Raw genomic sequence first — 17,897 nt, 5'->3', positions numbered from 1 at the left:
CCGTGTGCATCGTAACCGGACCGGCCGGCCGCTCGGGGGCGCGGGAGACGTCTCCCGTCCCCGCGAGCGGACCGCGCGCAGCCGCTGCGCACGGGGTCTCACGTCAGCGGAGTGCCGTCTTCAGCGGACGTGCCGTCCTCAGCGGACGTGCCGGCTCCGGCGGGCGCGCTGGCCGAGGCGGACGCGGGAGCGCAGAACGCAGGGGGCCATGACGCCCTGGGCCTCCGCGGTGACGGCGTGCAGCGCGTCCAGGACCGCTCCCGGTGGCGTGCCCGCGGCCAGGAGCACACGCATCCGCAGACGCGGCTTCCGGCGGGGGCCGTGGATCCGGACGCGGCAGCGGTCGACGCCCTCGACGGACGAGACCCGTTGGGCGAGGGCGCGTTCCAGGGCCTCGACGCGCAGCACGCTGCCCGGGGCTGCGAGCGCCAGCCGGGAGCGTCCCCGCCGAGGGAACTGCCGCAGGAAGCACCAGGCCAGGAAGGCCGTGGCGAGCACGCCGACCGTGACAACGGCGGGCGTCCACCAGCCCCGGGTCCGCAGCGCGGTCAGCGCCCCCTCCTGCACCAGGAAGCCGCCGGCGGGCGGGCGGGGCCACCAGCCGGGCAGCCGTGCCGCGAACGCGGCGTGGCCGGTGGCCGTCCACACCCCTCCCGCGGCCAGGGCCAGCCCGGTCAGGGCCAACGCGGCGCGGTTGACGGCCGTACGGGGCTCCGGCGTCAGCACGTCTCCTCCGTTCCGGCGTCCGCGGGTCCGCGTCCGGGGGCGGGGCGGGCCGGGTTCTCCGTTCCGGCGTCCGCGGGTCCGCGTCCGGGGTCGGGGCGGGCCGGGTTCTCCGTTCCGGCGTCCGCGGGTCCGCGTCCGGGGTCGGGGCGGGCCGGGTTCTCCGTTCCGGCGTCCGCGGGTCCGGGCCCGGGGTCGGGGCGGGCCGGGTTCTCCGTTCCGGCGTCCGCGAGTCCGCGTCCGGGGGCGGGGCGGGCCCGGTTCTCCGTTCCGGCCTCCGCGGGTCCGGGCCCGGGGTCGGGGCGGCGCCGCTCGGCCGGGGCTCCGGGCGGGGGACGCCACCCGGAGTCCGGCAGCACCCGCACCCGCAGCCGGGGCGTCCGGCGCAGTCCGCAGTCCGCGATCGTCCGCCGGGCGGCGGACGTGGCCTGCCGGACGGCCTCCGCACGGTCGCCGAAGGCCGGCCGCGCCGTGACCACGACACGGCCGCGGCGCGCCCGCACCCGTACCGCGCCGATGCCCGGCACATCGCCGACGGTGTCCCGGAGCAGGGCGGCGACGGTGGAGCGGTCGACCGCTGCGTTCCACCCGGGCGACGCGGCGGCCAGGGGCAGTTGCCGCCGCCGGCCGGGGGCGAGGGCGAGCAGCACCAGCCACAGGCCCGCCGCCAGGGCGACGGCACCGGCGGTGACCTGAGCGTCGCCCGGCCCGTGCACGGACAGCCAGTCCGCCGAGCGGGCGCGCCAGGCGCCGGCCGGCGCACCGGTGGCCCGGACGCGGATCACATCGGCGGTCACCGCGGCGCAGCAGACGGCCCCCAGGAGACTCAGCACGGCCACGGGGGCGCGCCGGGCCGACCACCACCGCCGCGGAGCACGCCCGCCGTGACCGCCGCGCGCCCCGCCCGGCGCCTCCGGAAGGGACGCGGCAGCCGGCGCGGGCAGGGCCGCGGGCACGGCGAGGCGGGTGATGCTCAGCCGCACCGGGGCGACGTCCAGTCCGGTCAATTCACCGGTCCGGTCGGCGACATGGGCCCGCACCCGCCGGGCCGTGTCCGACAGCGTCGCCGGGTAGGGCGCGGCGATGCGCAGAGAGATACCGGCCCGGCGCCCGTGAACGGTCGCCGAGCCGCCGACGCCGCCCGCCCCCGGGCCGGGCAGCGCCTCGGACGCGGCCCGCAGGGCGATCCTGCGCACCACCCGGTCGGCGACGGTGGTCGTGCCCCGTTGGGCGGCGGGCGCGCTCATCGGCGACCCCGCTCGAACCGCTCGCGCAGGTCCTCCATCCGTCCGCCGCCGTCCAGCCACGCCCCCGCCGCGTAGCCGGCCGCTCCGAGGGCGGCCACCAGGAGAAAGGCCCCGAAGCCGCCGAAGTGCGCCGCGAACGCCAGGGCCATTCCCGCGACCATGCCGATGAAGCCTCTGCTCATCTCTTCTCCGCCTCCCCGCCGGGCACCGCACCGTCTCCCCGCCGCGGCCCCGCACCCGGCCGCACCGTCGTCCACCGCTCGATCCGCCGTACTCCCGTACGCCGGCGCCTACTCGACGCGGGACTCGGCGGACGCGGGCTCGCTGTCGTCCTCGGGCAGATGGACGTCGTTGACGGCGATGTTGACCTCGACGACCTCCAGTCCGGTGATCCGCTCCACCGCCGCGATGACGTTCTCGCGCACGTCGGCCGCGACGTCGGTGATGGCGACGCCGTACTCGACGACCAGGTCCAGGTCGATGGCGGTCTGCCGTTCGCCGACCTCCACCTTCACCCCTCGGCCCACGTTCGGCCGCCCCCCGGGGACCCGGTCGCGGACGGCGCCGATCGTGCGCGACAGACCGCCGCCCATGTCGTACACACCGTGGATCTCCCGCGCCGCGATGCCCGCGACCTTGACCACGACCACGTCGGCGATCGACGTCTTGCCACGGGTGGCGGCCGGCTCGCCGGCACCGGAGGTGCCCAGGGCGACATCGGTCGTGCCCGGCACCTGCTTGCCCGGCCGCGGGTGCGAGGCGTTCGGGGAAACCGGTGCGGTCTGCTGCGTCGTCATGCCACGCGTCCTCTCCTCGGACGCCCCGCGGGGCGCCGTGATGTCCTGTCACATGGATGGACACCGTCGCGCGGCGGCTGTGACGCACGTTCGGGAACCTTGTGGAGCGATCACCTCACCGGGCGCTGCTCCACCCGGCCGGCCCGGAGTAGGAGTCCACCAGGTCCACCACGAAGACCAGGGTCGAGCCCGCCGGGATCAACGGCGAGGGCGACTCCTTGCCGTAGCCGAGACGAGGCGGGACGACGATCTCCCGCCGACCGCCGACCTTCATCCCCCTGACCCCGCGGTCCCAGCCCTTGATGACCCTGCCGGCGCCCAGGGCGAACTTGAACGGCTCGCCCCGGTCCCAGGAGGCGTCGAACTCCCTCCCCGACGCGAACGTCACCCCGACGTAGTGCACCTTGACCACCATGCCCGGCTTCACCTCGGGCCCGTCCCCGACGATCAGGTCCCGCACCGTCAGCTCGGTGGGAGCCTCGCCCTCCGGCACGTGCACCTCGGGCTTCGTCCGCTCGCTCATCGCACCCTCGTCACTCTCCACCGGAAGCCCTCGCGCGGGCCGGCCGGACAGCATGGACCCTCCACGCGGCAGGTCGTCACGCTACCGAGCCGGGCGTCGCATCCGTGGCAGGGGCCGGTGGACGCGATCGATCTCCGGGCCCCGGTCCGACACGCTGGCCCGCCCCCGGACGACGTCGCCGACGGCTGGGGTGCTGTGCAACGGACCCGCGACACCCACCGACCTGGAGACGCCGTGCCTCACGACCCCCCGGGGACACCGTTGCGGGCGGCGAACGAGCGGACGCTTTCGGCGAGCGGGGCTGTGCCGCCACTCGGGAGCAACCAGGCGGTGCGGATGTGGATGGATCCGTCCCTGCTCCTTCGCACCCACCGCGGCTTCAGGAAGGCCAGGGGCAGCCGGTGGCCCTCGGACATCCGTACCGTCAGCACGGTGTCCCGTGTCTCCTGCCTGAGTTCGACGGAGGTGGTTTCGGACCAACGCAGCACCGCCAGGTTCGTGGGGGAGCCGACGCCGATGCCTAGGTCGTTCAGCACGAGCCCGTCGTTCTGGCTCAGCAGGCCCAAGAGCCTCAGCAGCATCAGGAACGCTGTACACCCGCCCAGTACTCTCAGTCCCTCGCCGACGTGGAGGAGACCGCCGCCGGCCGCGAATGCGACGAGCGCAAGGATGACCAGGCTGTTCCGCAGGGCCAGGGACATCCGGCTTCGCCGACTGCGGAGATAGAGGGCGACCGGGCCGGCTCCGGCGGAGCGCGTGTGGGACCCGGCTGCCTCCGGCCTCACCGGTGGCTGCGCGACCGGTGAGGCCGGCTCCGTGTCGGCTGCCTGCCAGGGCGGGTGCACCGGCTCCGTGGTCGCCGTTTCCGTGAGGTCGATCCGGTCGGCGCACAGGTCGAGCAATTGCTCGGACGTGGGCCGCAGTTCCGGTCGCTTTCGCAGGCAGGCGACCACGACGGGGCTGAGTGCCGCGGGTACGGCGGAGACGTCCGCCTCCTCGTGGACCGCCCGGTACAGCAGCCCATGGGGCCCGCCGTCCCCGAACGCGCGTCCCCCGGCCGCCGCGACCAGTACCGCCCCGAGGGCGAACACATCGGACGCGCCTGTGACATCGAGTCCCTGGGCCTGCTCGGGTGCGAGGAAGCCGAGTGTTCCGACGGCGACATGCTCGGCGGTCATGCGGGTGCCCTCCGTGGCGCGGGCGATACCGAAGTCCAGTACGCGAGGTCCGTCGTCGGCGAGGACGATATTGGCCGGCTTGAGGTCACGGTGGACCAGACCGCAGGCGTGGATGGCCCGCAGCGCCTCTGCCAGCGCGGCGGCCAGCGCCCAGAGCCGCTTCTCGTCCAGTGGGCCGCGCCGGGCGACCTCCTGCGCGAGCGTCGGGCCCTCGATGTAGGCGCTGGCCATCCATGGCAGCGGGGCGTCGGGGTCGGCGTCCACCACCGCTGCCGTGTGGAAGCCCCCCACCTTGCGGGCGGCCTCGACCTCCCTGCGGAAACGTCTCCTGAACTCCGGATCGGCTGCGTACTCGGCCTTGATCACCTTGATGGCGACCGCCCGTCCCGCACGGGAACGTCCGAGATAGACCGAACCCATGCCTCCGCTTCCGAGCTCGCGAACGATCACGTACGTCCCGATGCGCCCTCCGATCACGGCACCCCCTCGGCGTCGATGACGGCCACGGGTTCCCTTCCCCATGTGCCGGACGCGGACCCGGCAACAGGTCCCCGGAACCGGAGTATGGCCTGCGCGGCTCAGATGTGTCAGGGAGGAAGCGGACATGGAGGTTTCGGACCCTCGGGCTGCCCCTCCCGGTTCCCGGGGAGGAGCACGATGTCGTGCCGTCACCCGGGCCCTGCTCCGCTTCCTCGGCGCCGACGGCTGTCACGGGGCCGACCTGCACCGCAGCGTCGCCCCCTCGCGCTACCGGCTGATGGTCCGCTGGCAGACGGTCGAGCATCACACCGTCGTATTCCGCGGCTCCGAGGACTGCGCCCGATGGCGTGCAACCGACGTGCGCGTCCTCGGCGATCTTGCCGGGGCGCCCTACGACAGCCGGGCGCCTCACTTCACCGCCGTCGCGCATGAACCCCCGTCAGGCGGCTGCTGACACGGGCAGGTCGGCGTGACCCCTTGGAGGGTGTCCGGAGGTCGTCGGCGAAGTGCGGCCGGCCGGCCGAGGGGTGGGGGCGGGGTGACGGTGGCGCGCAGGTGAGGTTAGGCTCACCTAAGTGCGGTTCGGGGGTGTGCGCCGTCCGCCGTGATGCGGCACGCCCCGGACCCGACGACCTCCCCTGCGGCGACACCCCTGGGACGGGCCGGCCGGTGAACGCGCGGCGATCGCCGGTTCCCCCGTCGCGGGCTGCCGACAGCGGCCCGGGCGTGCGCGCGTCGCGTGCGGCGCCATGACGTCAGGAGCCTTCGTGTACAGGTCCCGGGAGTGGATCCTCGACCGGATCCGCGGTGACCACCGGCGCAGCCCGCACACGCCCCTCCAGGTGCTGGCCAGCCGTCACCGGGTGTCCCAGCGGATGGTCGCCGAGGCCCTCGCGCTGGACCTGCCGTACCGCGCACGGCGCCCGCGGCACGGACTCCTGGCACCCGTCCGCCCGGCGATCGACCGGATGCTGACCGAGGACCTGCACCGCCCGCCGCGGGAGAGGCACACCGTGCGCCGGATCCTCGAACGCCTGGCGGCGGAGCACGACTTCACCGCGGCCTCGTACTCGACCGTGCGCGACTACGTGCGGCTCCGCCGCGCCGAACTGACCGGCACGCCGGAGGACGCCGCGTTCCCGGTCCCCGGGCCGGGCCCGGCCTCCGCCGCAGGGCCCTGAAAGGGAGCGTCACGGCAGGCGCCGCCGCCCGCCCTCCCCGGGGCGGGCGGCATGGCCCGCGGCCCGCCCCGGGGATTCGGGTCAGCTCCCGGCGACGATCTCGTTCACGATCCACGCGCCGAGTTCTTCGGTCATCGTGGTGTGCGCTTCGTTGCGGCCGGCGCAGAGGAAGGCGTCGAGTTCGCTGCTGTCGGGGGTGATCGGCGTGTAGAGCGCGGTCCGGTCGTCGATGTCGGCGGCCGCGGCGACGGCGCTGACGCTGGGGATGAAGCAGGACGTGGGGACGCCGCCCTCGTCCACGGTGTTGCGCAGAGCCTGCATGAGCAGGCCCGCCAGGCCGAAGCTGCCGGGGTCGCCGGTCGGCAGCGGCAGGGTGAAGAGGCCGCCGGGAGCACCGTCGATCTCGGGCAGCCCGCCGGTGCGCACCTCGGTCGGCTGGCCGCCGGTCTTCTGGAGCCGGGCGACGACCTGGTCTCCCTCGGCCTGTGTCTTCAGCCAGGTGTCCTGCAGCGTCTCGCCGTCGCCCCTGACCGCGGTCACGCCGGCCTTGATGCCGTTGCCGGTTCCGGTGCCGACACCGTTGGCGACACCGATCCGGCGGACGCCGCGGGGCCAGCCGCCGAGTTCGTCGAGTTCGCGGAGGAACGCCACCCGCTCGGGAGCCGCCGCCGGGGTGTCGTCGGCCTTCGCGATGTACCAGCGCGCCATCTGCTTCGCGGCGGGGCTGTTGAGCAGGCCGGAGAACAGGCGGATGAAGTCGCCCACGACGGGCTCGTCGCCGAAGTTGTCGGTGGCGAAGTGGATGAACGCCTGGAGGGAGACGGGGAGCCATCCGCCGCGGTGGGGGGAGTCGTAGGAGAGGTGGAGCGCCGTCTCGTGGTCGGGGAGGGAGGGGTCCTGCTCCATCCTGGCCAGTGCGTAGCGGGTGACGAGCCCGCCCATGCTGAAGCCGCCCACGACCAGCTTCGAACGGCCCACCCGCTCGGCGAGGGCGCGGCGGATGCAGTCGACGGCGGTGCCGGCGTTGTCCCCGATCGGCGCCGTCCGGTCGTGGTAGCCGAGGATGATCACGTCCCGGCCGCACGCGTGGAGTTCGGAGATGAAACGGTAGTCGCCGTTCTCCTCCAGCCCGTTCCAGAGCCGGTCGAGTTCGCTCGACCCGCTGGAGAAGCCGTCGGAGAGGATGACGGGGCGGATGAGCTGCCGGCGGTTCAGCGGGCTGTAGTACACCCAGGCCGTACCACCGTCGAGGGGCCACTCATCGTGCGGCTCCGGTGCGGACGCGACCTGGGTGCGGGGCTCGGGGGAGACCGGGCCCCAGATGTCTACGACGGGGTTGGACATGATCGGTTGGCTCCTTGTGCGGTTCACGGGTTCGCCGGACGGCCGGCCTCGGAACGGCACGCTAGGGAGCAAAAACGGTTACGCAGAGTAGTCGGTCGCGCGGGTTCATACGTAGGTGGTCACCTTCACCCCGAACGGTCTACACGCTCGGCGGCCACGGTGACGCGGCGGCCGCCGGCACCGCTCATCCGGGTGGCGGCCCGGGGCACCCCGCCCGCAGCAGCCCCGACCGGCGGGCCTCGGCCCAGAGTTCCGCGGGAACCGGATGGGCGAGCCAGGCGGCACTCTGCTCGACCTCCGCCGCGGTGCGTGCGCCGACCACGACCGCGGCGACCGCCGGGTGCCCGAACGGGAAGCGCACCGCCGCGGCGAGCAGCGGCACCCCGTACCGTCCGCACAGCTCCCGCCACCCCGCGATCCGCGCCGCCGTCCCCGGCTCCACCGGGGCGTGCGCGTGCGGGGTGCCGGGACCCGGCTCGGCGAGGAGGCCGCCGTGGTAGACACCGGCGGCCAGGACGGCCACACCGCGTTCGGTGCACAGCGGCAGCAGTTCGTCGAGGCCGGACTGGTCGAGCAGCCCGTACCGGCCGGCGAGCAGGACGCAGTCCGGGCCGGGCGCCGCGGCCCGGCGCAGGAAACGGGCCGCGACGGGCGCGTGGTTGACGCCGATCGACACCGCGCCGATCGTGCCCCGCTCGCGCAGGTCCGCCAGCGCCCGGTACGCCTCGCCCACCGCCGTGCCGAACTCCTCGTCGGGATCGTGCACATGCAGCACGTCCACCCGGTCCATGCCGAGGCGCTCCAAGCTCTCGGCGACGCTGCGCAGCACCCCGGCGTACGAGTAGTCCTTGCGCGGGCCGACCCCCGGCGGCGGGTCGGCCCAGATCGGCTGCGTGTCGGGGCCGCCCGGCTCGATCAGCCGGCCCACCTTCGTGCAGAGCACGAAGGCGTCCCGGTCACGACCGCCGAGCGCGGCGCCCGTCCGCCGCTCCGAGAGGCCGTAGCCGTAGACCGGCGCGGTGTCGTAGAGCCGGATGCCCAGGTCCCAGGCGCGCTCCAGCACCGCGGCGGCCCGGGCCTCGGTGACGGGCGCGAAGAGGCCGCCCACGGAGGCGAGTCCGAGTCCCAGCCGGCTGACCCGCAGCCCGGTCCTGCCCAGCGGTACCAGGTCGTCCGCGCGCATCCGTCCCTCCCCTTCGCCGGGCCTCACCGTATGTCTCCGCACATTCCACTCGAAAGCCTCAGGCCCTCCGGGACCGGCGGAGAGGCCGCGGCGGATCCCCGCCCCGGCGGCCCCGGCCGGCGACCCGCTACGCGACGCGGTCGAGGAAACCGAGCACGCGGGCGTGCACCTGCTCCGCGGCCCGGCGGTCCCAGGACGGCAGAGTGCTGTCGTTGAACAGGTGGCGGTCGCCGGGGTAGAGGAACAACTCGGCGTCCCCGGACGCCTCGACGAGCGCGCGGGCGGCGTCCACGTCGCCCTCCCCGGCGAAGAACGGATCCGCGTCCATGCCGTGGACCTGGACGGGGACGCCCCCGGGCCAGGCACCGCCGAACTCCGACACCGGGACGCACGCCTCGATCAGCAGCGCCCCCTTGGCGCCGGGCCGCGTCTGGGCCAGCATCTGCGCGGACATGACGCCGAGCGAGAAGCCGAGGTAGACGAGCCCGGCCGGCAGCTTCTCGGCGGCTGCGACCCCGCGTGCGGTGATCGTGTCGAACCCCGCGCTCCCGGCGTAGCCGATGCCCTCATCGAGGGTGTCGAAGACCTTGCCCTCGTACAAGTCCGGTGCGTGAACGGTGTGTCCGGCCCGTCGCAGCCGATCGGCGAACTCGCGGACACCGGCCGTCAGCCCGTGTCCATGGTGGAAGACCAGCACCTCGGCCATGTCGCTCCCCTCGTACGGCGATGCCCGGACGGCGCCGCGGTCCGAGTATGAACCCCGGCACCGACAACGCGCCGGGTCACGGGCCGCGCCGCCACCGGACGTCTCCCGCTGCGACCCCGTGGGGGCGCAGGCTGGCGGGGCGGGGAGCCGGGTGCACCGGCGGGACGCGCCGCCGGAGTCAGGCGCGCCGGCCGGATGCCGCCAGGGCGTCCTTGACCGCCTGTGCGACACGTGCCGCGTCGTCGGCGTCGTGCACCACGTCCGTGTGATCCATGTCGACGACGAGGACGTCACTGGCCGAGTAGTGCTTCAGCACCCAGTCGTCGTAGCCCGACCACAGCGCCCGGTAGTACTCGACGAGGCTCTCGTCCTGCTCGTACTCACGGCCGCGGATCCCGATGCGCCGCAGCACCGTGGAGAAGTCCGCCTTGAGGTAGACCATGAGATCGGGTGCCTTGCGGTAGGGGAGGCCGTCGATCTCGCGCATCATCTCGTCGAGCAGGCCCTCGTACAGCCGCATCTCCAGGGAGCTGATGCGCCCCAGGTCGTGATTGACCTTGGCGAAGTACCAGTCCTCGTAGATCGACCGGTCCAGGACGTTGTTCCCCTGCTTGTACGCCCTCTTGATCGAGGCGAACCGCGTCTGCAGGAAGTAGAGCTGGAGCAGGAACGGATAGCGCTTCGCCTGTATCTCCTCGGCGGAGGCGGTGTAGAAGAGCGGGAGGATCGGATTGTCGTCCACGCTCTCGCGGAAGACCTCGCCGCCCAGCTCCTTGGCGAGGAGCTCGGCGACAGTCGTCTTGCCGATGCCGATCATGCCGCCGACACAGATCACTGCCATCCCTCACGTCGATTCCCCGGCCCTCTGCGCGGGCGCACCTGCTGGGCCGGGCGTTCCCGACGGCGTGCGCACCCCCGGCCCACAGCCCGGCACCGAGCTCCTCCGAGCGGGGGAGGCTCGGCGACTCACCAGTTCCGCCCACACTACATCTGGGAATCAGCCGGTTTCGCCACCCCAGATCTGGGGCAGCGGCCCGGAGCCGGGACGGCCGGTCCCCCCGGCGCACTCCGGCGGTTTCGTTTCCGGGACCGGGTTTGGCGTCCCGGCACGGCGTGCCGTATGCGTGGAGCCTGTCCGTTCAGGCTCCGACCGAGGGAGCACGGGTGTCAGCGACCGACAGCGCGCAGGGGCACGGCCCGCTGCGGGTACGGGCCGCCGGTGAGCAGGCGGTGGTGGAGAGCCTGCACCGCCTGTACGGGCTGACCTGCCGTCTCACGCTGGACGGGGTCGGCCGCTCCCCGGTCGTCGAAGCGGTGCGCAGTGCGGCGGCGGGGTTGTGCGCGGACGAGATGAGCGTGCCGTGCCGGTTCGGCTTCGAGGTGGACGAGTTCCCGCTGTTCGCGGTGACCTGGATGGACTCGGGCCACGTCGAGACGCGCTCCGCGACCCTGGCCGCGGCCGCCGGGCCGGGGCAGGCGTGGGCGCCGTGCGATCCGGGCGCCGGCTACCGGGGCCGCCTGGACGCCGTGGCCGCCCGCACCGTCTCCCTGCCCGTCGACCTGCTGCGGGCGGCGGCGGGCTTCCCGGCCGGTGACGAGACCGCGCTGCGCCTCGGGTCGCTGATGCCGCCCACGGCGGCGCTGCACGAGCGCTGGGGCGCGATGGTCCGCTACGCGGGCGATGTGGTGCGCGACGGGCCGGTGGCGCCGCTCGTCGCGGACACCGTCGCCCGCCTCGTCGCCGTGACCGCCCTGGACGTGTTCCCGAGCAACTTCACCCGGCCCGGCCCCGGCTCCCGCGACCCCGGCCGGGTGGGCCCGGCCGGGGTGCGGCGCGCCGTGGAGCACATCCGCGAACACGCCGGGCGTCCGCTGTCGCTGGCCGACATCGCACACGTCGCCGGGGTCACCGGCCGGGCGTTGCAGTACGGCTTCGCCCGCCACCTGGACACCTCGCCGATGGCCTTCCTGCGCAGGGTGCGGCTGGAGCGGGCGCACGCCCAGCTCCTGGCGGGGGAGAGGGGCGACGGAACGACGGTCGCGGCGGTCGCGAGCCGCTGGGGGTGGACCAACCCGAGCCACTTCACGGCCGCCTACCGGCGCGCCTACGGCGTGGCCCCCTCGCGCACCCTGCACGACGGCGCCGTGCCGGGTCCCCGGCGCTGACAGGGGCGGCGACCCCGTGCCGGGGCCCTGCGCCGGCCGGGCGCCATGGCGGGTGTGCCCGGCGCAGGGCCCCTTGCCGGGCGCGCCCGGCGCGGGGCGGTGAGCGGGTCCGCCGCGGGTCCGCCGCGGGTCCTCGGGACGGGCACGGACGGGTGCGGGGCGGTGAGCGGGTCCGCCGCGGGTCCGCCGGGACGGGCGCGGACGGGTGCGGGGCGGTGAGCGGGTCCGCCGCGGGTCCGCCGGGACGGGCGCGGACGGGTGCGGGACAGCGAGCGGGTGCACCGCGGGTCCGTCGGGACGGGGCACCGACGCGTGCGGGACGGTCGGCGCGGGCTACCGGTGTCGGTTGCCGTGGAGGGTGGTGCTGGGCGACACCCCGTAGATCTCGCGGTAGCCGGCGGCGAAGCGGCCCGCGTGGGCGAAGCCCCAGCGTGCCGCCACCGCGCTCACGCTCGCGCTGTGCGGGGCGGCGTCGAGCAGTTCGGTGTGGGCCCGGCCGAGGCGGACGCGGCGCAGGTGGGCGAGCGGGGTGGTGTCGGCGTGCCGGCGGAAGGCGTACTGGACGGCCCGCGGGGTGACGGACACGGCGGTGGCGATGTCGGCGAGGCCGATGGGCCGGTGGGCGTTGTCCTCGATGTACGCCATCGCGCGGCGCAGCGTCTCGGTGTGGGCGTCGCGGCTGTCGGCGAGCCCGGGTTCGTCCGCCGCGGCGGTGGTGGGCAGCGTGGCCAGGGTGACCGCGGCCAGGTGGCGTGCGGCGGTCTCCACGACCAGCGGGCCCGCGTCCGGGTCGGCGAGCACGCTGTCGCGCAGGAACGCGATCGTGGAGCCCAGGCGCCGGTGGCCCTCCCGGTCGGCGGGGAACTGGCCGGTGAACCGCACGGGCCCCTGGTGACCGGACCCGGTCGCGGCCACGTCGTCCAGCAGTGCGGGGTCGAACATCGCGATCGTGTACCGCGCCCCCCGCACCTCGCCCAGGTAGGGCAGATCGGGTGGGGCGATCAGATACGTCTCGCCGGGGCCGCACACGTCGTTCCGGCCGTCGGTGAGGTCCACCATCGAGCCCCGGTGCACCGTGATCAGACAGACCTTCCCCAGGGAGCCGGCGTCGTAGGCCATCGTGTAGTCGAAATCGAGCTTGTCGATCATCAGCCCGTCGACCTGCCGCCGCGAGATCGACGCACCGGTCTCCCTCGGCCGGCCACCGATCCTCATCGGCGTGTACGCCGACGACAGGAACTCCTGTGTCTCCTCCAAGTTCTGACTGCGGAACGACAACGTCTGCATGCCCAGTCCTCCCGGCTGGTCCGGCCCCCGCTCCTCCCCGACGCTACGCGTCCTGTCCGCCGGACGAAACCAGACCTGGTCAAGCCTTCGCAAGAACGGCGATCGCGCGGCGGGAGCGGCGGCGGTGCGGACCCTGGGCGCAGCCCGCGGAGCGATCGGCAAGCGGCGGGGCTTGCGTCTCCCGTAGGGGGAGACGCCAAGGTGGGCGCATGGACGGCGACATGCTCTACTCGATCGGCGAACTGGCCCGGCGGACCGGCCTGACGGTCAAGACCATCCGGTTCTACTCCGATCGCGGGATCGTGACGCCGACGGACCGCAGCCCGGCCGGCTACCGCCGCTACGGCATCCACGCCGTCGCGCGCCTCGACCTCGTGCGGACCCTGCGCGAGCTGGGAGTGGACCTGCCCACGATCCGCCGGGTCGTGGACCGGGAGGTCTCGCTCCCCGAGGTCGCCGCGACGCACGCCGAGGCCCTGGCCGTGCACATCCGCGTCCTGCGCCTGCGGCACGCGGTGCTGACGGCGGTGGCCGAGCGCGGACTCACTGCTGAGGAGACGGATCTCATGCACAAGCTCGCCCGGCTCTCCCAGGACGAACGCCGGCGTCTGATCGCGGACTTCCTCGACGCCGCCTTCGGCGGCCTCGACGCCCGCCCCGACCCCGACACCCGCCCCGACCTTGACCGCGGCCCCGACGCCCGCCCCGGCCCCGACGCCCGCCCCGGCCCCGGCCCCGACGCCCGCCCCGCCGGCGACTCCGCGCTGGCGGGGGTCAGGCGCTCGATGACCCCCGAACTGCCGGACAGGCCCGAGGCCGAGCAGCTCCGGGCCTGGGCGGAGTGGGCCGAGCTGACCGCGGACCCGGATTTCCGTGCCGGCGTGCGGCGCATGGCCGAGGACCTCGCGGCCGAACAGGCGCAGAGCGGCACCACCGTCCCGCGCCGCGACCTCGGCGCGGTCGTCCGCGACCGGGTCGGCCCCGCCCTGGCGGCGGGCATCGCCCCGGCGTCGCGCGAAGCCGATCCGATCGTCGCGGAGCTCGCGGCCCACCATGCGCGGGCCCTCGGCCGCCCCGACGACACCGAGCTGCGCCGCCTGCTGCTGGCCCGGCTGGAGCATGCGGGCGACCCGCGCCGGGACCGGTACCTCCGACTGCTCGCGGTGATCAACGACTGGCCCGCTCCGGAGAGCCTGGCGCCCGCGTTCACCTGGTCTGTCCAGGCCGTGCGCGCCCGAACGGAACGCCAGGGGGACGGGGACCGCCGGCGCGGGGGCGGAACACCGCCGCAGGCGCCCGGCCGGTAGCGAGATCGCCGGGCCGTCCCCGAAGGGGCAGCCTCCGGGGCCACCCGGCACCGGACGGGGCGGGCGGCCCCGCGGCTACGATGGCCGGGTGGCGCCACGGGGGCGTGCGGGGCCGGGCCGGAGGGAGCGGGTGTGCGTCAGCTGGGCGATCTCGAAGCGGAGATCATGGACCGCCTGTGGTCCTGGGGGCGCCCCGCCACCGCCCGCGAGGTCCTCAACGACCTGACCCGCACACGTCCGCTCGCCTACAGCACGGTCAAGACGGTCGCCGACATCCTGTGCGGCAAGGGCATGCTGTCGCGGGAGATGGACGGCCGGACCTGGTCGTACCGTGTCACCTGCACGCGGCAGGAGTACACCGCGTCCCGGATGCGGGAGGCGCTGGAGGGCAGTCAGGACACCGCGGGGGTCATGGCGAGCTTCGTCGAGAAGATCTCCCCGGGCGAGGCCGAGGCGCTGCGGGCGGCGCTGCGGGCTGCGAAGAGGCGGCAGGGTTCGTGACGGCGGCGGTGCTGCGGGCTGCGAAGAGGCGGCAGGGTTCGTGACGGCGGCGGTGCTGCGGGCTGCGAAGAGGCGGCAGGGTTCGTGACGGCGGCGGTGCTGCGGGCTGCGAAGAGGCGGCAGGGTTCGTGACGGCGGCGGTGCTGCGGGCTGCGAAGAGGCGGCAGGGTTCGTGACGACGGCGGCGCTGCGGGCCGCGAAGAGGCGGCAGGGTCCGTGACGACGGCGGTGCTGCTGGCCGCACTGGCGGTGGTCGTCGGCGTGCTGGTGCCGTCCGTCCTGGTCCGGGCCGGGTGGCCGCACCGCGCGCCGCGGCACGGGGTGGTGGCCTGGCAGGTGCTGACGGTTACCTTCCTCCTCACGGCCGCGCTCTCCGTTTACGAACTCGCCCTGCGCGAGCGGCACATTCATGACGGGCTCGTCGGATTCCTCAGCGCCTGCGGCCTGGAGGCGGACGCCCCGCTGAGCGGTACGAGTCCCACCTGGCTGGAGATCGCGGCGCTGGCCGCACCGGGTCTCGTCCTGCTCTGGCCCCTGCTCTTCCTGGTGCGGTCCGTCGTGGCCGCCCGCCGCGCCCGCCGCGATCATCTGCGGCTGCTGCGGCACGTCGGACGCGAGGCACCGGAGTACGACGCGCTGATCGTGGACCACGACGAGCCGGCCGCCTACTGCGTCCCGGCCAGGAGGCCGGTCGTCGTGATCACCCGGGGTGCCTGCGACATCCTGACCGGTGAACAGATCCGGGCGGTCGTCGCGCACGAGCGGGCGCATCTGCGGGGCCGCCACCATCTGCTGCACCTGGCCGGACGGGCCTTCGCGGGTGCCTTCCCGGGCCTGCCGCTCGCCCGCCACGCCCAGGAGCAGACGTCGCTCCTGCTGGAGATGCTCGCCGACGACCGGGCCCTGCACGGCCATTCGTCCGACGCGCTGGCCACCGCCCTGTGCGAGGTCGCCGCCGGGCGGGCACCGGCGCCCGCCCTCGGCGCGGGCGGCCCGGGGACGCTGCTGCGGCTCCACCGGGTGCTCGACCCGGGCAAGCGGCCGCCGAGGTTCGCCTGGATCGCGGTCCTGGTGCTGGCCGCCGGTGTCCCGATGCTGCCGCTGGCGGCGGTCTGCGGGCCCGTGTGACCGGGCGGCGCGGGCCGGCTCAGAGCCGGACGCCCCACATGAACGGCATGCCGCTGCGCGCGATCGACTCGTAGCGGACCTGCGCGCCGGGCTTGGGGGAGTGGAGGATCTGGCCGTTGCCCGCGTAGAAGCCGACGTGGCTGAGGTCGGTGCGCATGATGATCAGGTCTCCGGGACGCAGGTCGCCCAGGGAGCCGATCCGTGTGCCCACGCCGGCCTGGGCCTGGGAGGTGCGGGGTATCGAGACGCCGGCCTGCTTGAACGCCCAGGACGTCAGGCCGGAGCAGTCGAACGAACCCGGGCCGGTGGCCCCCCACACGTACGGCATGCCGACACGGCTCTTCGCCGCGGCGAACGCCTGGGCGCCGCGCGCGGAGGCGCTCCGCTCGTCGCCGAGGTCGGCCCGCGCGCCCGCCCGGTCGGCCCGCTCGTCCTCGGCGGCGATACGTGCCCGCTCCTCGGCCGAGAGGGTGTTGAGCAGCTTCTGCGCCTCGGCGAGCTTGCCCTGGACCTCCGACTTCTTGCGCCGCTGCTCGGCACGGGACGCCTCCAGGTCGGCCAGTTTGCGGCTCGCCTCCGCGCGCTGCTGCCCGAGTTGCCGCTGCTCGGCCTGGTACAGGCGCAGTGCGGTCATCCGGCGCTCGCCCACCCGCTGCTGCGCACCCGCCCGGTCGAGGAAGGAGTCGGGGTCGCCGGAGAGCATCAGCTGCACCGACGGGTCGAGGCCGCCGGCCCGGTACTGCGCCGCCGCGAACGAACCCACCTGCTCGCGCAGCACATGGAGATCGGCCTGCTTGCGGGCCGCGGCGTCCTGCAGCTCGGAGACCTCCTTCTGCAGCGCGTCGGCCTTCTCCTTCGCCCCGTTGAACTTTTCCGTCGCCTGCGTAGCTGCTTCGTAGAGACGGGCGACCTCGGCCTCCACGCCCTTCTTGCCGGGATCGGGCAGCGGGTCGGCCGAAGCCGTCTGCGCGGAGAGGACGACGGCGGCCGCGGCCGTGGTGGTCAGCATTCCCGCACCGCGTGAACGGGCAGGTTTGGGGCGGCGATGGGAACCCACGGTCGGGTGAACTCCTCTGCTCTCCACTGCACGGAACAGGCCGAGCCGTCCGCGCCGCGCCGCCCCGGAGCGGGGCGGTCACGCCGGAACGGGGTGTGCCGGAGCGCCTGATCGCAGGCGTCGGCCCGGACGTTCGGATACTAAGTTGCTTAACGGATAGAGTGCAATCGACGGCCTGCCGTCCCCGGCCGGCGGTGCGGCCGCCACGGCAGCCGCACGTCTCCGTGTCCCGGGCCGCCGTGGTCCGTTCGCTCGGCCCGCCCCGATCCGACGGGCCGGGAGGGCGGCCGCCGCGGCCGCCCTTCCCCTGCCTCGCGCGGCCCGGCCGTGCGGGGAGACAGAAAGCCGCCCCGCTCATGAAGAAGCACCTGTACATCGCCCTCGTCATCGTCGCCGCGTTCGCCGCCGCGATCGGGACCTTCGCCGCCGTCGCCCCCGACGACCGCCCCGGCACCTCGTCGGTCCGGGCCGATCCCGCCGGTGACGCGAAGGTCCTGCGGGACTCCAGCCACCGCCTGACCTCACCCCAGCGCAGCGAACTGACCCTGGTCGAGTTCCTCGACTTCGAATGCGAGTCCTGCGGCGCCGTGTATCCGGCCGTCGAGCGGCTCAAGGAGGAGTACGGCGACCGCGTCACCTTCGTCGCCCGCTACTTCCCCCTGCCCGGACACCGCAACGGCGAGCTCGCCGCACGCGTCGTGGAAGCCGCGGCCCGGCAGGGCAGGTTCGAGGAGATGTACGACAAGCTGTTCCGCACGCAGGCCGCCTGGGGCGAGGCCCAGGAGTCCAAGGAGGACGTCTTCCGCGGCTACGCGCGGGAGATCGGCCTGGACATGACCCGCTTCGACGCCGACCTCGACGCCCCGGCCACGGCAGAGCGCGTCCGGCTCGACCGGCGTGACGGTCTGGCACTCGGCGTCCAGGGCACCCCGACGTTCTTCGTCGACGGCGAGCAGATTCCGCTGCCCCGGTCCTACGAGGCGTTCCGGGCGCTGATCGAACAGGAACTGGAGGGGTGAGCCGTCGGGACCGCCCGTTCCCCGCGCCTCACAACGTGCCGCGGGCAGCCGTGCGTCCGGTGTAACCCCT

The 17,897-nt window shown here is 74.5% G+C and carries 19 protein-coding genes; 7 read left to right on the top strand and 12 right to left on the bottom strand.

Translation table 11 applies throughout. From position 1 onward, the window contains the following. Nucleotides 1-138: 138 nt before the first annotated feature. From JE024_RS02440 to JE024_RS02415, 6 genes are all read right to left on the bottom strand, one after another. Nucleotides 139-726, bottom strand: coding sequence for an Asp23/Gls24 family envelope stress response protein (locus JE024_RS02440; RefSeq protein ID WP_205371969.1), 588 nt, complete (start codon nt 724-726; stop codon nt 139-141). Next, complete coding sequence (locus tag JE024_RS02435) at nt 720-1,970, bottom strand: DUF6286 domain-containing Asp23/Gls24 family envelope stress response protein (protein WP_205371968.1); 1,251 nt, start codon at nt 1,968-1,970, stop codon at nt 720-722. Before JE024_RS02435 ends, JE024_RS02440 begins: the two co-directional genes overlap by 7 nt. Further along, nucleotides 1,967-2,152 (bottom strand): hypothetical protein, encoded by a 186-nt coding sequence (locus JE024_RS02430; protein ID WP_205371967.1) that lies wholly within the window; start codon nt 2,150-2,152, stop codon nt 1,967-1,969. Before JE024_RS02430 ends, JE024_RS02435 begins: the two co-directional genes overlap by 4 nt. Nucleotides 2,153-2,260: 108 nt before the next feature. After that, nucleotides 2,261-2,767 carry an Asp23/Gls24 family envelope stress response protein gene (locus JE024_RS02425; RefSeq protein WP_205371966.1) on the bottom strand — a complete coding sequence of 169 codons (507 nt, stop codon included), beginning with the start codon at nt 2,765-2,767 and terminating at the stop codon, nt 2,261-2,263. Nucleotides 2,768-2,882: 115 nt separating this feature from the next. After that, nucleotides 2,883-3,290, bottom strand: a complete 408-nt coding sequence (locus tag JE024_RS02420) for an FKBP-type peptidyl-prolyl cis-trans isomerase (protein WP_205371965.1) — start codon at nt 3,288-3,290, stop codon at nt 2,883-2,885. A 239-nt stretch (nt 3,291-3,529) separates the two neighbouring features. Then, nucleotides 3,530-4,888 carry a serine/threonine-protein kinase gene (locus tag JE024_RS02415; protein ID WP_244882546.1) on the bottom strand — a complete coding sequence of 453 codons (1,359 nt, stop codon included), beginning with the start codon at nt 4,886-4,888 and terminating at the stop codon, nt 3,530-3,532. Nucleotides 4,889-5,072: 184 nt separating this feature from the next. On the opposite strand from JE024_RS02415, the gene JE024_RS02410 reads away from it, so the two are divergent. Further along, nucleotides 5,073-5,402, top strand: a complete 330-nt coding sequence (locus JE024_RS02410) for an antibiotic biosynthesis monooxygenase family protein (protein WP_244882545.1) — start codon at nt 5,073-5,075, stop codon at nt 5,400-5,402. Between the two features lie 313 nt (nt 5,403-5,715). Continuing rightward, nucleotides 5,716-6,129, top strand: coding sequence for a hypothetical protein (locus tag JE024_RS02405; RefSeq protein ID WP_205371963.1), 414 nt, complete (start codon nt 5,716-5,718; stop codon nt 6,127-6,129). An 81-nt stretch (nt 6,130-6,210) separates the two neighbouring features. Here JE024_RS02405 and JE024_RS02400 read toward each other — a convergent pair whose 3' ends face one another. From JE024_RS02400 to JE024_RS02385, 4 genes are all read right to left on the bottom strand, one after another. Then, complete coding sequence (locus JE024_RS02400; protein ID WP_205371962.1) at nt 6,211-7,473, bottom strand: esterase/lipase family protein; 1,263 nt, start codon at nt 7,471-7,473, stop codon at nt 6,211-6,213. A 184-nt stretch (nt 7,474-7,657) separates the two neighbouring features. Next, the gene (locus JE024_RS02395) at nt 7,658-8,656 is read right to left on the bottom strand and encodes an aldo/keto reductase (protein ID WP_205371961.1); all 999 of its coding nucleotides are present in this window, start codon (nt 8,654-8,656) and stop codon (nt 7,658-7,660) included. A gap of 127 nt (nt 8,657-8,783) precedes the next feature. Continuing rightward, the gene (locus JE024_RS02390; RefSeq protein ID WP_205371960.1) at nt 8,784-9,362 is read right to left on the bottom strand and encodes a dienelactone hydrolase family protein; all 579 of its coding nucleotides are present in this window, start codon (nt 9,360-9,362) and stop codon (nt 8,784-8,786) included. A gap of 178 nt (nt 9,363-9,540) precedes the next feature. Further along, nucleotides 9,541-10,203 (bottom strand): deoxynucleoside kinase, encoded by a 663-nt coding sequence (locus tag JE024_RS02385; protein WP_205371959.1) that lies wholly within the window; start codon nt 10,201-10,203, stop codon nt 9,541-9,543. A gap of 323 nt (nt 10,204-10,526) precedes the next feature. Between JE024_RS02385 and JE024_RS02380 the strand changes: the two genes are divergently transcribed. Then, nucleotides 10,527-11,528 carry a helix-turn-helix transcriptional regulator gene (locus JE024_RS02380; protein ID WP_205371958.1) on the top strand — a complete coding sequence of 334 codons (1,002 nt, stop codon included), beginning with the start codon at nt 10,527-10,529 and terminating at the stop codon, nt 11,526-11,528. A 333-nt stretch (nt 11,529-11,861) separates the two neighbouring features. Here JE024_RS02380 and JE024_RS02375 read toward each other — a convergent pair whose 3' ends face one another. Then, a complete protein-coding gene (locus JE024_RS02375; protein ID WP_205371957.1) occupies nt 11,862-12,815 on the bottom strand; it encodes a helix-turn-helix transcriptional regulator in 954 nt (317 codons plus the stop codon). A 209-nt stretch (nt 12,816-13,024) separates the two neighbouring features. Here JE024_RS02375 and JE024_RS02370 point away from each other — a divergent pair, with 209 nt between their 5' ends. The 3 genes from JE024_RS02370 (at nt 13,025) to JE024_RS02360 (ending at nt 15,751) form a co-directional block, all read left to right on the top strand. Beyond that, complete coding sequence (locus JE024_RS02370) at nt 13,025-14,122, top strand: MerR family transcriptional regulator (RefSeq protein ID WP_205371956.1); 1,098 nt, start codon at nt 13,025-13,027, stop codon at nt 14,120-14,122. Nucleotides 14,123-14,254: 132 nt separating this feature from the next. Beyond that, on the top strand, nt 14,255-14,623 hold the full coding sequence (locus tag JE024_RS02365; protein WP_205371955.1) for a BlaI/MecI/CopY family transcriptional regulator: 369 nt from the start codon (nt 14,255-14,257) through the stop codon (nt 14,621-14,623). 216 nt (nt 14,624-14,839) lie between these two features. Continuing rightward, nucleotides 14,840-15,751, top strand: a complete 912-nt coding sequence (locus tag JE024_RS02360; protein WP_205371954.1) for a M56 family metallopeptidase — start codon at nt 14,840-14,842, stop codon at nt 15,749-15,751. A 19-nt stretch (nt 15,752-15,770) separates the two neighbouring features. On the opposite strand, the gene JE024_RS02355 is transcribed toward JE024_RS02360, so the two are convergent. Then, nucleotides 15,771-16,808 (bottom strand): NlpC/P60 family protein, encoded by a 1,038-nt coding sequence (locus JE024_RS02355; RefSeq protein ID WP_205371953.1) that lies wholly within the window; start codon nt 16,806-16,808, stop codon nt 15,771-15,773. 356 nt (nt 16,809-17,164) lie between these two features. On the opposite strand from JE024_RS02355, the gene JE024_RS02350 reads away from it, so the two are divergent. Further along, nucleotides 17,165-17,827 carry a DsbA family protein gene (locus tag JE024_RS02350; protein WP_205371952.1) on the top strand — a complete coding sequence of 221 codons (663 nt, stop codon included), beginning with the start codon at nt 17,165-17,167 and terminating at the stop codon, nt 17,825-17,827. Nucleotides 17,828-17,897: the final 70 nt, after the last annotated feature.

The organism is Streptomyces zhihengii (assembly GCF_016919245.1).
GTDB classification, from domain to species: domain Bacteria; phylum Actinomycetota; class Actinomycetes; order Streptomycetales; family Streptomycetaceae; genus Streptomyces; species Streptomyces zhihengii.
Note: the sequence above shows the minus strand (reverse complement) of the source record. Positions and strands in the feature narration are given on the sequence as shown.

Bases quoted from the DNA above. Each gene is read 5' to 3' on its own strand.
- JE024_RS02430 (WP_205371967.1), bottom strand. From the start codon at position 2,152: ATGAGCAGAGGCTTCATCGGCATGGTCGCGGGAATGGCCCTGGCGTTC.
- JE024_RS02375 (WP_205371957.1), bottom strand. From the start codon at position 12,815: ATGCAGACGTTGTCGTTCCGCAGTCAGAACTTGGAGGAGACACAGGAG.
- JE024_RS02420 (WP_205371965.1), bottom strand. From the start codon at position 3,290: ATGAGCGAGCGGACGAAGCCCGAGGTGCACGTGCCGGAGGGCGAGGCT.
- JE024_RS02385 (WP_205371959.1), bottom strand. From the start codon at position 10,203: ATGGCAGTGATCTGTGTCGGCGGCATGATCGGCATCGGCAAGACGACT.
- JE024_RS02390 (WP_205371960.1), bottom strand. From the start codon at position 9,362: ATGGCCGAGGTGCTGGTCTTCCACCATGGACACGGGCTGACGGCCGGT.
- JE024_RS02370 (WP_205371956.1), top strand. From the start codon at position 13,025: ATGGACGGCGACATGCTCTACTCGATCGGCGAACTGGCCCGGCGGACC.
- JE024_RS02350 (WP_205371952.1), top strand. From the start codon at position 17,165: ATGAAGAAGCACCTGTACATCGCCCTCGTCATCGTCGCCGCGTTCGCC.
- JE024_RS02395 (WP_205371961.1), bottom strand. From the start codon at position 8,656: ATGCGCGCGGACGACCTGGTACCGCTGGGCAGGACCGGGCTGCGGGTC.
- JE024_RS02400 (WP_205371962.1), bottom strand. From the start codon at position 7,473: ATGTCCAACCCCGTCGTAGACATCTGGGGCCCGGTCTCCCCCGAGCCC.
- JE024_RS02435 (WP_205371968.1), bottom strand. From the start codon at position 1,970: ATGAGCGCGCCCGCCGCCCAACGGGGCACGACCACCGTCGCCGACCGG.
- JE024_RS02425 (WP_205371966.1), bottom strand. From the start codon at position 2,767: ATGACGACGCAGCAGACCGCACCGGTTTCCCCGAACGCCTCGCACCCG.
- JE024_RS02410 (WP_244882545.1), top strand. From the start codon at position 5,073: ATGGAGGTTTCGGACCCTCGGGCTGCCCCTCCCGGTTCCCGGGGAGGA.
- JE024_RS02415 (WP_244882546.1), bottom strand. From the start codon at position 4,888: ATGGGTTCGGTCTATCTCGGACGTTCCCGTGCGGGACGGGCGGTCGCC.